At 64.3% G+C, this 14,482-nt stretch carries 15 protein-coding genes; 6 read left to right on the top strand and 9 right to left on the bottom strand.

The features are described from left to right. Positions 1-148: 148 nt before the first annotated feature. From fghA to HH800_RS06310, 7 genes are all read right to left on the bottom strand, one after another. Complete coding sequence (gene fghA, locus HH800_RS06340; RefSeq protein ID WP_169860535.1) at positions 149-985, bottom strand: S-formylglutathione hydrolase; 837 nt, start codon at positions 983-985, stop codon at positions 149-151. Positions 986-999: 14 nt separating this feature from the next. Next, positions 1,000-1,380, bottom strand: a complete 381-nt coding sequence (locus HH800_RS06335) for a VOC family protein (RefSeq protein ID WP_004212241.1) — start codon at positions 1,378-1,380, stop codon at positions 1,000-1,002. Positions 1,381-1,406: 26 nt separating this feature from the next. Then, a complete protein-coding gene (locus HH800_RS06330; protein ID WP_048937047.1) occupies positions 1,407-2,519 on the bottom strand; it encodes an S-(hydroxymethyl)glutathione dehydrogenase/class III alcohol dehydrogenase in 1,113 nt (370 codons plus the stop codon). A 518-nt stretch (positions 2,520-3,037) separates the two neighbouring features. Continuing rightward, entirely contained in the window at positions 3,038-3,253 is a 216-nt protein-coding gene (locus HH800_RS06325; protein ID WP_048936921.1) for a DUF2093 domain-containing protein, read from the bottom strand. Then, positions 3,253-4,656, bottom strand: coding sequence for an NAD(P)H-dependent flavin oxidoreductase (locus HH800_RS06320; protein WP_004212237.1), 1,404 nt, complete (start codon positions 4,654-4,656; stop codon positions 3,253-3,255). The genes HH800_RS06325 and HH800_RS06320 overlap by 1 nt, the downstream gene beginning before the upstream one ends. Before the next feature lie 93 nt (positions 4,657-4,749). Continuing rightward, positions 4,750-5,904, bottom strand: coding sequence for a glycosyltransferase (locus HH800_RS06315; protein ID WP_169860534.1), 1,155 nt, complete (start codon positions 5,902-5,904; stop codon positions 4,750-4,752). Continuing rightward, entirely contained in the window at positions 5,897-6,766 is an 870-nt protein-coding gene (locus HH800_RS06310) for an alpha/beta fold hydrolase (RefSeq protein WP_169860533.1), read from the bottom strand. The genes HH800_RS06315 and HH800_RS06310 overlap by 8 nt, the downstream gene beginning before the upstream one ends. Before the next feature lie 37 nt (positions 6,767-6,803). On the opposite strand from HH800_RS06310, the gene HH800_RS06305 reads away from it, so the two are divergent. Together HH800_RS06305 and HH800_RS06300 are read left to right on the top strand one after the other, a co-directional pair. Continuing rightward, a complete protein-coding gene (locus HH800_RS06305) occupies positions 6,804-8,201 on the top strand; it encodes a protein adenylyltransferase SelO family protein (protein WP_169860532.1) in 1,398 nt (465 codons plus the stop codon). A 363-nt stretch (positions 8,202-8,564) separates the two neighbouring features. Then, positions 8,565-9,443, top strand: a complete 879-nt coding sequence (locus tag HH800_RS06300; protein ID WP_169860531.1) for a hypothetical protein — start codon at positions 8,565-8,567, stop codon at positions 9,441-9,443. Positions 9,444-10,162: 719 nt separating this feature from the next. On the opposite strand, the gene HH800_RS06295 is transcribed toward HH800_RS06300, so the two are convergent. Continuing rightward, positions 10,163-10,405 carry a hypothetical protein gene (locus HH800_RS06295; RefSeq protein WP_169860530.1) on the bottom strand — a complete coding sequence of 81 codons (243 nt, stop codon included), beginning with the start codon at positions 10,403-10,405 and terminating at the stop codon, positions 10,163-10,165. A gap of 45 nt (positions 10,406-10,450) precedes the next feature. Beyond that, positions 10,451-10,699 (bottom strand): hypothetical protein, encoded by a 249-nt coding sequence (locus HH800_RS06290; protein WP_125989894.1) that lies wholly within the window; start codon positions 10,697-10,699, stop codon positions 10,451-10,453. A gap of 281 nt (positions 10,700-10,980) precedes the next feature. On the opposite strand from HH800_RS06290, the gene HH800_RS06285 reads away from it, so the two are divergent. The 4 genes from HH800_RS06285 (at position 10,981) to HH800_RS06270 (ending at position 14,481) form a co-directional block, all read left to right on the top strand. Continuing rightward, on the top strand, positions 10,981-11,631 hold the full coding sequence (locus tag HH800_RS06285; RefSeq protein WP_169860529.1) for an RBBP9/YdeN family alpha/beta hydrolase: 651 nt from the start codon (positions 10,981-10,983) through the stop codon (positions 11,629-11,631). A gap of 246 nt (positions 11,632-11,877) precedes the next feature. Beyond that, positions 11,878-13,311 (top strand): succinylglutamate-semialdehyde dehydrogenase, encoded by a 1,434-nt coding sequence (astD, locus tag HH800_RS06280; protein WP_169860528.1) that lies wholly within the window; start codon positions 11,878-11,880, stop codon positions 13,309-13,311. 88 nt (positions 13,312-13,399) lie between these two features. Then, complete coding sequence (cobA, locus tag HH800_RS06275) at positions 13,400-14,188, top strand: uroporphyrinogen-III C-methyltransferase (RefSeq protein WP_169860527.1); 789 nt, start codon at positions 13,400-13,402, stop codon at positions 14,186-14,188. After that, complete coding sequence (locus HH800_RS06270; protein ID WP_037520914.1) at positions 14,185-14,481, top strand: DUF2849 domain-containing protein; 297 nt, start codon at positions 14,185-14,187, stop codon at positions 14,479-14,481. Before cobA ends, HH800_RS06270 begins: the two co-directional genes overlap by 4 nt. Position 14,482 lies beyond the last annotated feature (1 nt).

The raw sequence follows: 14,482 nt of genomic DNA, 5'->3' as shown, positions 1-14,482 counted from the left end.
AACGCGGAGCAAGCTGACATCCTTCAAAAGCCGCGGAGCGAAACGCTCGGCACTCTATCTACCTATCAAATAGAGAAAGGCAAAATAGCTTATCTTGTGCCGCGACCATCCGGGCTTTGCCCGGACGGTCCGCGATCAGCCCAATTGCTCAGCCCAGCCGCGCGGCATGCCAGCGCAGATGATCGTCCATGAAGCTGGAGATGAAATAATAGCTATGGTCATAGCCGTCGCGCAGATGGAGCATCAGGTCGATGCCCGCCGCGTCGCAGGCCGTGCGCAGCAATTCGGGGCGTAGCTGCCCCTCCAGGAAGCTGTCTCCCGCGCCCTGATCCACCAGCAGCGCATCGATCCGCGCTCCATCCTCGATCAGCGCGACCGCGTCATGCTTGCGCCACGCGGCCCGGTCCGCGCCCAGATAGCCGCCCAGCGCCTTCTCGCCCCAGGGCACCTGCCCCGGCGCCACGATCGGCGCGAAGGCCGACACGGCACGATAACGATCGGGATAGGTCAGCCCGACGGTCAGCGCGCCATGGCCGCCCATGCTGTGCCCCATGATCGACTGGCGATCCATGTCGGCGGGGAACTGCTCGGCGACCAAGGCCGGCAATTCCTGCGTCACATAGGACCACATGCGATAATGGGCGGCATAGGGCGCCTGCGTCGCGTCGACATAGAAGCCCGCGCCCAGGCCAAAGTCCCAGGCGCCGTCCGGATCGTCGGCCACGCCCTCACCCCGCGGTGAGGTATCGGGCGCGACGAAGATCAGGCCCAGTTCCGCGCAGGCCCGGCGGAACTCGCCCTTTTCGGTCACATTGGCATGGGTGCAGGTGAGGCCGGACAGATACCAGACCACCGGCAGCTTCGCGCCGGGTGCATGCGGCGGCACGAAGACGGAAAAGGTCATCTCCGTCCCCGTCTCGCGCGAGGCATGGCGATAGACGCCCTGGACGCCGCCAAAGGCCCTGTTGGTCGAAACCGTTTCCACCCGTATTTCCTTCCTCAGCCGATCCGATGCAGGCCGCACAGCTTGTTGCCGGCGGGATCGCGCAGATAGGCGAGATAGAGCTTGCCGAAGCCGCCCTCGCGCACGCCCGGCGGATCTTCGCAAGCCGTGCCGCCCGCCGCGACCCCGGCCGCATGCCAGGCATCGGCCTGCTCGGTCGATGTCATGCGGAAACCGATCGTGCCGCCATTGGCGTGGCAGGCCGGCTCCCCGTCGATCGGTTTTGTGACCATGAACAGCGCGCCGTCATGCATGTAGATCAGCCGCCCCTTGTCGTCCTGCATCGCCGGCTTGCCGCCGACCGCACCGAACAACGCGTCATAAAAGGCGCGCGAAACGTCGAGATCATTCGATCCCACCATCACATGGCTGAACATGGTCACTCTCCAGTTGGGTTATCGGGTCAGAAGACGACGACGCTGCGGATACTCTCGCCCGCATGCATCAGGTCGAAACCCTTGTTGATGTCCTCCAGCCCCATGACATGGGTGATCATAGGATCGATCTCGATCTTGCCGGTCATGTACATGTCGACGATCTTGGGCACGTCGGTGCGGCCCTTGGCCCCGCCAAAGGCCGTGCCGCGCCAGTTGCGACCCGTGACCAGCTGGAACGGACGAGTGCTGATTTCCTTGCCGGCCTCGGCCACGCCGATGATGATGCTGGTGCCCCAGCCGCGATGACAGGCTTCCAGTGCCACGCGCATCACTTCGGTGTTGCCGGTGGCGTCGAACGTGTAGTCCGCGCCGCCATCGGTCATCGCGACGATCGCGGCGACCACCTCCTCGCGGCTCATGCCCCTGGAGTTGAGGAATTCGGTCATGCCGAACCTGCGGCCCCATTCCTCGCGATCGGGATTGATGTCGACGCCGATAATCTTGTTCGCACCGGCCAGACGCGCGCCCTGGATGACGTTGAGGCCGATGCCGCCCAGGCCGAAGATCACGACATTGTCGCCCACCTGCACCTTGGCGGTGTTGATCACCGCGCCGACGCCCGTGGTGACGCCGCAGCCGATATAGCAGCTGCTCTGGAACGGCGCGTCCTCGCGGATCTTGGCCAGCGCGATCTCGGGCAGGACGGTGAAGTTGGAGAAGGTCGAGCAGCCCATATAATGGAAGATCGGCTGGCCCTTGTAGGAAAAGCGGGTCGTGCCGTCGGGCATCAGCCCCTTGCCCTGGGTTGCGCGGATCGCGGTGCAGAGGTTGGTCTTGCCGCTCAGGCACGACTTACACTGGCGGCATTCCGGCGTGTAGAGCGGGATGACATGGTCGCCCGGCACCAGGCTGGTGACGCCAGCACCTACTTCGCGGACGATGCCCGCACCCTCATGGCCCAGGATCGAGGGGAAGATGCCCTCGCTGTCGAACCCGTCCAGCGTATAGGCGTCGGTATGGCAGATGCCGGTCGCCATGATCTCGACCAGGACTTCGCCCGCCTTGGGGCCTTCCAGATCGACTTCGACGATTTCGAGGGGCTTCTTCGCTTCGAAGGCGACGGCGGCGCGGGTTTTCACGGCGGGCAACTCCCATGACTGGCGTGAACGGGCGCCCCGAGGACGCCCTGTTAAAAGCATTCCCGGCGTTCATATCGGTTCCGGCAGCAATTGCCAGCCGATACCGCTGTCAAAAGGAGAGGAAAATCCAGCAGGATCCGAAAAAAACAAAGCGCATACAGCGACTTGCATCGCCAAATGGATCGCCCTGCCTTTCCCGGTCGCGCCCTGTTTAGAAGGACACGTTGTAAATGAACCAGCCCAGGATCAACAGGCTGCTCACCAGACAGATACGATCGCCGAAGACATCAATTCGAGACATCTGACACATCCTTCACCCAAAAGACGATCTGCGCCGCCTGTTGAGGAAGAATACATCAGATAAATGGACGTGGGAACAGCAATCTCACGACAAAACGTGCCGCCAGGGCGATCAATGGAAATCGCAACATCTTGAAATTTTCGCTGCAGCGCACAGCGATCATTCAACTAATCGAACGATGCCAAAAAGCCGAATAGTGGCAGGCACTTACCGCGGCTCAGCGAAATGCTGCACCGCGGTGGCGCAGGAAGGAGGCCGTCGCCTCCTCCGGCCCGCGATAGGCTTCCTGAAACTCGGCGCTCCAATATTTCAGGTCGTCGAGGTCGATTCGCGCGCCCGATACGGCGCAGAGCACGAACTGCCCCGGCCGTACCACGTCGAAATGCGGCGTGTCATATTGCAGCACCGCCAGCCCTTGAATATCCGCCGCCATCAGTCGCCGGTCAGGATGCGGTCGACCAGCTGCTTCACGGTCGGCACGAACCCGTTCGAATAGAAGGGATCCTGCTTGAAGCGATAGGCGGCATGGCCGGCGAACAGCAGATTCTTGTCCAGGTCGCCGCCATGGACCGATTCCTGCAGCGACTTCTGGATGCAGAAGCTGCGCGGATCAGCCAGGCGACCGGTGGAGTTGGTTTCGCTGTCCATCCAGCTGGAGAAGCTGCACTGCGACAGGCAGCCCATGCAGTCGGTCTGGTCCTTGCGGATTTCCGCCTTCTCTTCCTCGGTCACGAAGACGAGCGTGTTGTCCGGCGTCTTGAGCGCGGAGGTGAAGCCTTGGCCCACCCATTCGCGCGCACGCAGCAGGTCGCCGACCGTCACCCAGAAATTCTTGCCCTTCACGCCCGCGTCGAGCTGATGGGTATGATCGCCCGCCTGCTCGGTGCTGAACGGGATCTGGCGGTCCGACCGCGCTTCGAGCGAGCGCAGGAAGGGATTGCGGATCGCCGAGCTGTAGAAGCCGGTGGGCGAGAATTTGTGCAGCAGCACGTCGCCCGGTTCCAGCTGCATCAGCCGGTCCTTCCAGTCCTGCGGGATCGGGCTTTCCTGGGTCAGCAGCGGACGGGTGCCGAACTGGAACATGATCGCGCCCAGCTCGGGATTGTCGATCCAGTCGTTCCAGTCCTTGAGCGCCCAGACGCCGCCGGCCATGACGATCGGCACGTCGTCGGAAATGCCACCTTCGCGCATCGTGGCGCGCAGGTCGCGAACGCGCGGATAGGGGTCCTGCGGCGCGCGCGGATCTTCCGCGTTGGACAGGCCGTTGTGGCCGCCGGCCAGCCAGGGATCTTCATAGACCACCGCGCCCAGCCATTCCGACGCCTTGGAATATGCGCGCTTCCACAGCGCACGGAAGGCCCGGCCCGACGACACGATCGGCAGATAGCTGACATTGTAGGAGGCAGCGATTTCGCTGAGCTTGTAGGGCATGCCCGCGCCACAGGTGACGCCGGCGACCATGCCCTTGGTCTTTTCCAGCACGCCGTGCAGCACGCGCTGCGCACCGCCCATTTCCCACAGCACGTTGATGTTGATCGCACCCTTGCCGCCGGCAATCTCATAGGCGCGCTTCACCTGCTCGACGGCACCATCGATGGCATAGGCGATCAGTTCCTCATGGCGGTCGCGGCGGGTGCGGCCATGATAGATTTGCGGGATGATATTGCCCATGGAGTCATAGCTGTCGGCATTGACCGCAGATACCGTGCCGATGCCCCCGGCAGCCGCCCAGGCGCCCGAACTGGCATGGTTGGAAACAGCAACACCCTTGCCACCTTCGACCAGCGGCCAGACTTCACGGCCACCATAGACGATGGGTTTCAAACCCTTGAACAACGACTTCTCCCGCGAAATGAACCGGCCTCCCCAGACCGGTTGAAATGTCGTCCTATAACAGTTTTTGTCAGGGATGACGAACTGTAGGGCGCCCTAGCGCAAAATGTGGGGGCTGGCCAGAGCCTCGCCATATAATGCGGCATAGGCGTCGACCATGGTCTTTTCGTCATAATCGCGCTGCGCCCGCGCCCGGTTTGCCGCCCCCAATGCGGCGCGCAATTCCGGGTCGGCGGCCAGCGTCCCCAGCGCGTCGGCCAGCCCCCTCTCGTCCGCCACGACAAAGGGACGATTGGCCGGCGCCACCATATTGGCGACATCGCCGACATCGGTGGACGCCACCGGCAGCCCGGCCGCCATTGCCTCCACCAGCGAGATCGGGAACTGCTCGCTGTCCGACGACAAGGCAAAAATGTCGAACAGGCCGACGAAGCGCCAGGGATCGGTCATGAACCCGGCCAGGCAGATATCGTCCAGCCCCTGCGCCGCGGCCTCGGCCAGGATCGCGTCGCGCTCCGGCCCCTCGCCCACCACCACCAGTTGCAGCCGTTCGCGATGGGCCGCCACCGCGCGCACCAGTCGCGGGATATTCTTAACCGCGCGCAACCCCGCCAGCGTGCCGACCAGCAGCTTGCCCGGCGTGCGCACCAGCCCCGGTATCGCATCCGGTGCCGGCGCCTGCGCATAGCGCGCCACATCGATGCCGTTGCGGATCAGATGCACCTTGCCGGCCGGCTGCTTCCACGCCTGATGCGCGATCTGCTCCAGCCGGGCCGAGGGCACGACCAGCGCCTGCGCCCGCCCCAGCGCCATGCGCCGATAGAGATTGCGCTGCGGCTTCAGCCCCGCCGCCTCATCGGCGTTGAAGCCATCCTCATGATGGATCAGCGGCGGCAGGCGCATCGACCGGGCGAACAGCCGGTGCGCCATCACCCCGTCCATCGCCCCCCAATTATAGCCCAGCACCAGGTCATAGCCGGACAGGAACTGCGCGATCGCGCGGAACCGCGCCAGCCCCGGCCGCCCGGCAAAGGGCGGCGCTTGGGGAAAATCGACCGGCACCTGCGGCGCGATCGCGCTGCGGGCACCGAGCGCCTCGGGCGCGGCGCTGACGATGCTGTGCCGCGCCTTGTCGCCCCAGATGTTCATCAGCCGGATCGCGCGGGCTTCCTTGCCGCCCAGCGTGAAGCTGCCATGGATATGCAGGATGCGCGGCGGATCGCCCCGCCTCACGCCGCCGCCATCAACCACGCAGCACGCGCTCCAGCAAACGGTCGATCCCGGCCGCGGCCTCCGGCTCGTCCAGTGCCGGCGCATGGCCGACATCGGGCACCGTCACCAGTTCCGCGCTTGGCCCCACCTCGCGCGCCATCCGCTCCGCCGTCGACGCACTCAGCAGGTCCGATCGGCCGCCACGCAGCAACAGGGTCGGAATGCCCTGAAACGCCGCCATCACCGGCCACATGTCGACACCGGCCTCGCCGCCCGGCGCGCGCAGCGGCTCGGCGATGCGCATGTCATAGTCGAGCACGATCCGCCCGCCGCTGTTCAGCCGATAGAGCCGCTTGGCCATCGCCAGCCACTGCTCCAGCCCATAGGCCGGATAGACATCGCCATTCGCCTCCTCCAGCGCGCGGGCCGCATGGACCCAGCTCGGGTGCGACTGGCCGACGCCGACATAGCCGCGAATCCGCTCCAGCCCCGCCTCGTCCAGCGTCGGGCCGACATCGTTCAGCACCGCGCCCGCCAGCCATTCGCGATGGGTCGCCGCGATCAGCATCGTGATGATCCCGCCCAGCGACGTGCCGACCGCCACGAAGCGGGTGATCGCCAGATCCGCCAGCAACCGGCCGATATCCTGCAAATAGGTGAGCGGCACATAGCTCATCGGATCCTTGGCGTAGGCGCTTTCCGCGCGCCCCCGCATATCCGGGCAGATCACCCGCCACTCGCCCGCCAGCCGCTGCGCCAGCGGCTCGAAATCGCGCGCATTGCGGGTCAGCCCCGGCAGGCACAGCACGGGCGGCCGCCCGTCCTCGCCGCCCGCATAGTCGCGATAATGCAGCCGCAGTCCATCCGGGGACCACCAATATGCGTCACTATAGCCGGTCAAGCTTGATCCTTCCGCCCATGCTCCCCCATATCGCCGCATGGACAACAAGCCGCAAGCCGCCAATTACCACCCCGCCACGGAAATCACCGCGCTGATGCCCGACATCGCCGATCCGGTGCATGCTGCGGACTTTCCACAGACCCTGTTGCGGTTCCGCAATGACCGCGCCGCCGCCACCGTCGGCCTCGATCATCTGAGCGACGCCGAATGGATCGCCCATTTCGGCCGCTTCGCGCCCCTGCCCGACACGCTCCCCCAGCCGCTTGCCCTGCGTTACCATGGCCATCAGTTCCGCCATTATAATCCCGATATCGGCGACGGCCGCGGCTTCCTCTTCGCCCAGATGCGCGACGCGGACGGCCGCCTGCTCGACCTTGGCACCAAGGGATCGGGCCAGACCCCCTATAGCCGCTTCGGCGATGGGCGCCTGACGCTCAAGGGCGGCGTGCGCGAGATTTTGGCGACCGAGATGCTGGAGGCGCTGGGCGCCAACACGTCGAAGACCTTCTCGATCATCGAGACCGGCGAAGCGCTGGAGCGCAATGACGAACCCTCGCCCACGCGCGGCGCGGCGATGGTCCGCCTCAGCCATTCGCATATCCGCATCGGCAGCTTCCAGCGCGCCGCCTATATCGAGGATAATGGGCTGCTCGAAAAATTGACCGACTATGCCCTCACCCGCCTCTATGGGGAACAACCCGGCGACAACCCGCCCGCCCAACTGCTCGGCCGCGTAGTCGATCGCACCGCCGACCTGGCCGCCAGCTACATGGTCGCCGGCTTCGTCCATGGCGTACTCAACAGCGACAATATCAATGTGACCGGCGAAAGCTTCGACTATGGCCCCTGGCGCTTCACGCCGCTCTGGGACGCGGGCTTCACCGCCGCCTATTTCGACCATGCCGGCCTCTACGCCTTCGCCCGCCAGGCCGAGGCGATCCACTGGGACGTCGCCCAGCTCGCCGTGTCGCTGCGGCCGCTTACCGAAGGCCCGCCGCTGATCGAACAGCTCGAACGCTTCCCCGCCCTCTATGCGCAGGCGATGCAGCGCCGCTTCTGCTGGCGCCTCGGCGTCCTGCCGGGTGCGGACAGTGCCGCCATGACCGAAACCGCCGTGCGCGCGATGATGACCACCGCGACGCCGATCGATACATTCTTTCACGACTGGCGCGGCGGCACGCCCCGCAATCCGGCGCGTTACAGCGAACCCATCTGGGCCGAACTGCGCGACACGCTGGCCGACCACCCGCCCGTCCCTGGCGCCCGCGACCACGCCTATTGGTCGGACGCGGCGCCCTGCTCCATGCATATCGACGAGGTGGAAGCGATCTGGAGCGCGATCGACCAGTCCGACGACTGGTCCCCGCTCCACGCCAAGGTCACCGCCATCCGCCGCATGGGCGAAGCGCATGGGGCAGCGCCGGCGCTGCCGTGAGAAAGGCCCAGACCCGGCAAAGCAAGTGTCACCACACCTGATCGCGTGGCGGAATGGGGTGGAGAGCGGACTGCCCGATAATCCTCCCCAAGCTTGCTTGGGGAGGGCGACCGCCGAAGGCGAGAGAGGTGCGTTTGCGGCATAGCCCCTCCGTCAGCGCTGCGCACTGTTCAATGGAGACACGTGTCTCCATTGAACTCCCCAAGGCAAGCTTGGGGAGGAATTAGAAACGTCCGCTGCGGGTGGATTTGCGACAGTCAGCTTTTGGAGAGAGGAGCGACGATAGCTTACCTTGGACAGTAAAAATCAAGCGGCAACAATCGTCGATAGCGAGCGTGCGCCGGAAGTGGCATCGTCATCATCATGATCATGCGGATTACACTTCTCGCGATTGTTTTTGGATTCGGCGTCTCTCCAATCTCCAACTCCTCGCCTACCTCAGCGCGCCTCTGCCCATCGGACCCAAAGCTCGCCACGCTGCTCGCTGGGTCCAGCATTGTGCTTATCGGCAAGATGGATGTGTCGAAGCAACGACTTACCGAGGAAGCGGCAAAGCCGTCACCGGGGTATCTGGACATCCCTATAAAGGTCGAGAGCGTCGTGAAAGGCGAAGGCATGAGCAGTGCGACTGTCCGCTTCTATCCGCAGGATGCCACATACAAGCCATCTAATGCTGCAATGCTTGGCTTAGCGGGCGAACCGGCCATCCTATTTCTTAACCGAGGAGATGATGGTCCTGTTAGCCTATACTTCGCTGGCTATACGCCGGACGCATTGAAGCGGGCGACTGACCTGACGGTCGCCGCTACACGCGCCGAAGCTTCACGGCAGGCGAAGATCGTCGCATCGTGGCGGGCCAATACCACGCTTCCCCACTTCGCGAAGGTGCGCGCGCTCATCGCCAGTCTCGGTCAAGTCGATGGCGATCGGCAACAGCATGTATTCGACCAGCTTGAAGCGTTGGGTAATGTAGCAGTGCCTGCTATCATTGCGCAGATGGATGATCGTCGCCATCTACGCACGCAGGCGATCTCCCTCGTGAACCACGCCCCAGACGCGTTCGAGGGGATGCGTCACTACGGGCCAGAGCAGGTCGTGGATGGACTTGATGCGGTGCTCAATCAAATCACCGGCGAGAGCTTCGGATCAATTGTGAACGGCGGCTCGAGTCGTCAACGCGACGCATTGGTTGCCGGCTGGAGGGTCTTCGCCGCCGATCTTGCATGTAAGCAGGACAAGTAACGCCCGGCTGTTGCGATCCCTCAATAAGCTTTATTGGCTAGATTTGGTGATGCAGCCTTCAATGTGCCACCTGAATGAGTGTCCGGTTTCAGCGATACGGAAGATTTTGGGGAGTGGCCAAGAATGGTCGCTTCCAGACCGCCTAACTCAGCTGTCCTACTCCGCCTTTCTCTGATCTACCCTTGGAAATGGATCAATCACACGATCTTCACGCCATCTCGCGGTCGCTCCGCAACCGCCTGCTGGCGCACGGGCGTCGCTTCACTGTCGCCCCACTGTCGCGTCACCGAGGCGTGGTGATGACCCGATTTCGATGCGCGTGTCGCTTCACAGGCGCGCCGTCGGCGCGTCGCAGGAGCATCACCGGTGCTTTTCCCCGAAATCAGCCTCACGACACTGTGAACTTCGACTGTCGCGTCGATTTCCGGTCGAGACCCGCCATCAATTTTCAGAAAGAATCCGGATCGGTCCGGCCAATTACCGCAGCTCGCAGCAGCGTAACACGGAAAAAGCGTCCCGCCTTTGCCCCGGAAGGCGGGACGGGACGCTCCATCGGTCGCAGGCCGCCCCGTGATAACCATGCGCGGGCCGCGTCCGTCGAACCAACGACATCGGGGCGACGCCGTTCCGGCGTTGATCGCGGGTCTGGCGCGACCTGCCGCAAAATCCGCCCCATCTGGGCAGCCTCCCGGCTTCCTCTCGCCGGGAGGCACTGCGCCTCAGCGCCGGGCAAGCTGGACGGCCGACTTGCGGCTGATGGTCAGGCCCGCGTCGGCCCAATCCTGCCTGCTGCGGCAATCGACGCGCGGCACCAGCGTGCTCGGCTGCACTTCGCGGAAGCAGTAGCGGTCGGTTTTCTCTTCATAGCTGACGTTGCCAAACTTGCCCACGGGCTGGGCGAAGGCCGGCGTGGCGGCAACGGTCATGGCGGCAGCGGCGGCGATGATGGCGATGGTCTTCATGAGCAAATTCCTTCCCTGATTTTGATGGATCGGTGGTGCCGGCGCTCAGCGCTGGGCCAACTGGACGGCCGGCTTGCGGCTGATGGTCAGGCCCGCGTCGGCCCAGTCCTGCTTGCTGCGGCAATCGACCAGCGGGATGCGTGAATTGGCGCGCGTTTCGCGGAAGCAGTAGCGGTCGGTCTTTTCTTCATAGCTGACCTTGGCGTTGCCAAACTTGCCTTCCGGCTGGGCGAAGGCCGGCGCGGCAGCAACGGTCATGGCGGCAGCAGCGGCGATGATGGCGATGGTCTTCATGAGCAAATTCCTTCCCTGAAATCTCGTTCCGCGACCCCGATCGGGTCGTGCCAGGAGCATTGCAGGGGCCGTGCCAATTTGCCGAAAGCCCGGAAAATCGGACTCCAGTTCGCGCAGATCATATTTATCGCACGAAAATTACACCAACAGTCGGCGTTATATTTTTATATTTGGCATTTTTCGCGCAACGCAATCCACCACAGCTTCGCCACGCATCAGGAAAGCTTTATTGTCAATCAAATCAGTAGTGATAAAATCACCCCATAGATTTGGAGGTGCAGATGACGATTCACACCCTGTCGGATGACCAGACCCCCACCATCCTGACCGTGCCCGGCCTGATGAACAGCGGCCCTGGCCATTGGCAAAGCCTTTGGGAACAGTCGCTTCCCGACTGCCATCGGGTCGAACTGGGCAGCTGGGACGCGCCCCATCGCAATGCCTGGATCACCAATCTGGGCCATGCCATCGCCCAGGTAAACGGGCCGGTGATCCTGGCCGCGCACAGCCTTGGCTGCCATGCGGTCGCCTGGTGGGCAGCGTTCGAAACCGGACAGTTGCGGGACAAGGTGGCCGGCACCCTGCTGGTGGCGCCGCCGGAAGTGGACAGCGGCGCGGTCGACCGCCGCCTCGTCGGCTTCGGCCCCACGCCCAAGGGGCTACTCCCCTTCCCCTCGATCGTCGTCGCCAGCCGCAACGATCCCTATATCGACTTTGCCAGCGCCCGGCGGCTCGCCCAATTCTGGGGCAGTCAGTTCGCCGACGCGGGCGAAAGCGGCCATATCAACGCCGCGTCGGATCTGGGCGAATGGAATTTCGGCCAGTTCTTGCTCCACCGGCTGACCGATCGGACGGCGCCGAGCGATCTTGCAGCAGTCCGCAACGAAGAAGCCCGGCGCAGCGCCGAAATGTCGATCCGCTACGGCTTCTGATCGCCGCCGTCAGGCAGCTGCGCTGTCCTATTCGACGGCAGGATGATACAGGATCGATCCGGCATGGGCGCCCGCCCTGACCGGATCGACCCAGCATCATAAAATTTCCAACTTCGGTTCTTAAATGTCGAAATATGCGGGAAATATGGGAAGTTAAGCGGAACATTTCCTATTGGCCGAACGTAGAAGAGCACCCTCCATGCCCCGCTCTTCCTTCGTTAACCATTTTCGGCCATATCCTGCACCATGTCCGCCGCGCTGACGTCCCATGAACCCGCGACCGGCGCCCTGCTATGGCAGGGCGAAAGCGGCGACGTGGACGATATCGTCGCCCGCGCCCGCTCCGGCTGGCCGCGCTGGGCCGCACAGCCGGTCGCCTTCCGCATCGAGACGCTGCGCCGCTTCGTCAATGTTGTGCGCGCCCATGAGGAGGAACTGGCCGACCTGATCGCCCGCGAAACCGGAAAGCCGCTATGGGACGCCCGGACCGAGGTGACGGCGGTCATGGCCAAGATCGACACATCGGTCGCCGCCTATTCCGAACGCACCGGCCAGCGCCGGCTGGAAGCCAATCTGGGCGCCCGCCAGTCGGTGCGGCACAAGCCCCATGGCGTGATGGCGGTGCTTGGCCCCTATAATTTTCCGGCCCACCTGCCCAATGGCCACATCATCCCCGCGCTGCTGGCGGGCAATGCCGTCATCTTCAAGCCGTCGGAAAAGACCCCGGCGGTCGGCGAGATGCTGGTGCGCTTCTATCATGAGGCAGGCGTCCCGACCGATGCCGTCCAGTTGCTGCTCGGCGGCGCGGAGGAAGGCAAGGCACTCGCCGCCCATGCCGATGTCGCGGGCATATTGTTCACCGGATCGGCCCAGACCGGCATCGCCATCAACCGCCAGTTCGCGACCCAGCCGGGCAAGATCCTCGCGCTCGAAATGGGTGGCAACAATCCGCTGGTCGTCTGGGACACGCCGGAAATCGGCGCCGCCGCCGCGCTGGTCATCCAGTCCGCCTTCCTGTCGAGCGGCCAGCGCTGCACCGCCGCCAGCCGGCTGATCGTGCGCGACGCGATGGCCGACGCCCTGATCGCGGAGGTCAAGAAGCTTGCCGACCGGCTGATCGTCGATCACCCCCATGCCGATCCGCAGCCCTATATGGGGCCGGTCATCGACAATCCGACCGCCGATGGCCTGACCGAAAGCTTCCTCTATCTGATGAGCCATGGCGGCCGGCCGATCAAGCATATGGTCCGGCCGCAAAAGGGCCTGCCCTTCCTGACGCCCGCAATCATCGACGTGACGGCGATGAAGGAACGGCCCGATGTCGAACTGTTCGGCCCGCTGCTCCAGATCGTGCGCGTGCCCGATTTCGAAACCGCCATCGCCGAAGCCAATAGCAGCCGCTACGGCCTGTCCGCCTCGCTCGTCGGCGGCAGTCCCGAACAATATGCGCAATTCTGGGGCAATGTCCGCGCCGGCGTGATCAACTGGAACCGGCCCACCAATGGCGCGTCGGGCATCGCCCCGTTCGGCGGCGTCGGCGTATCCGGCAACCACCGGCCCAGCGCCTATTATGCCGCCGATTATTGCGCCTATCCGGTCGCATCGGCCGAGATCGAACAGCCCCGCGCCACCATCGGCATCGGGCTCAAGGACATAGACGTCAGCGCCATGGGCGATTGACAACCCGGCTACTGGACAAAACTTTTCCTAAGCCCCTCCATATCCATTCTGAATTGAAACTCCGTCGCCCTTTCGCCATGTGGCGAGCATGGCTGACATTGCACCTGCTACCGTCCACCTGGTGGGCGCGGGACCGGGCGACCCGGAACTGCTGACCATCAAGGCCGTGCGCCTGATCCGCGACGCGCGCCTGATCGTGCATGACGGGCTGGTGTCTGACGACATATTGGCGCTGGCCGGGCCGCAGACGGAACTGGTCTCGGTCGCCAAGCAGCGCAGCCGCCATTCCATGCCGCAGGAGGCGATCAACGCCCTGCTGGTCCGCTTCGCCCTGGCTGGCGAGCCGGTCGTCCGTCTGAAGGGTGGCGACCCATTCATCTTCGGCCGTGGTGGCGAGGAAGTGGATGCCTGCCGCGCCGCCGACGTACCGGTCGAGGTCGTGCCGGGCATCAGCGCCGCGATCGGCGCCGCCGCCCAGGCGCAACTGCCGCTGACCCATCGCGAGGCGTCGAGCGCGGTCAGCTTCGTTGCCGGCCAGTGCAAGGGTCTCACGACACAGGACTGGTCGGGCCTTGCGGGAAAAGGCCGCACGCTCGTCATCTATATGGGCGTCGCGACCGCCTCCGACATCGCCGACAAGCTGATGGCCGACGGCGTGTCGCCGGCGATCCCGGTCGCGGTGCTGGAAAATGGCACGCGCGCCGATATGCGCAGCCTGCGCACCCTGCTCGCCGATCTGGGCGACATGGTGGCGCGTGAAGAAGTCAAAAGCCCGGCCCTGATCGTGGTCGGCGACGTGGCAGCCCATGCCCTGGCACGCGATGTGCTGGCGGACTGGGCGGCAAAAGGGGAGAGTATTTCGGAGATGCGTTCGTGAAGATCCTGACGGGCAATGATCTGGTGACCGGTGATGTCATCTGGTGGGCCGGCGATGGCTGGTCGCGCCAGGTCGGCGATAGCGCCGATGTCGGCGAACAGGGCGACGACCTCGTCCGCACCGAGGAAGCGGCGCTGCGCGTCGTCGGCGCTTATGTGATCGACGCGACCGTCACTGACGAGGGCGTGCGCCCGGCCCATATCAAGGACCGTATCCGCGCCCTTGGCCCCACGGTCCGCCCCGACCTCAATTTGAAACCGAATGACGCCGACGCCGGCAACTGGGTGATCTGAC

The sequence above is a fragment of the Sphingobium yanoikuyae genome (genome assembly GCF_013001025.1).
In the GTDB taxonomy this organism is placed as follows: Bacteria; Pseudomonadota; Alphaproteobacteria; order Sphingomonadales; family Sphingomonadaceae; genus Sphingobium; species Sphingobium yanoikuyae_A.
The sequence above is the reverse complement of the archived record's forward strand: the minus strand, read 5'-3'. Positions and strand labels throughout refer to the sequence as shown.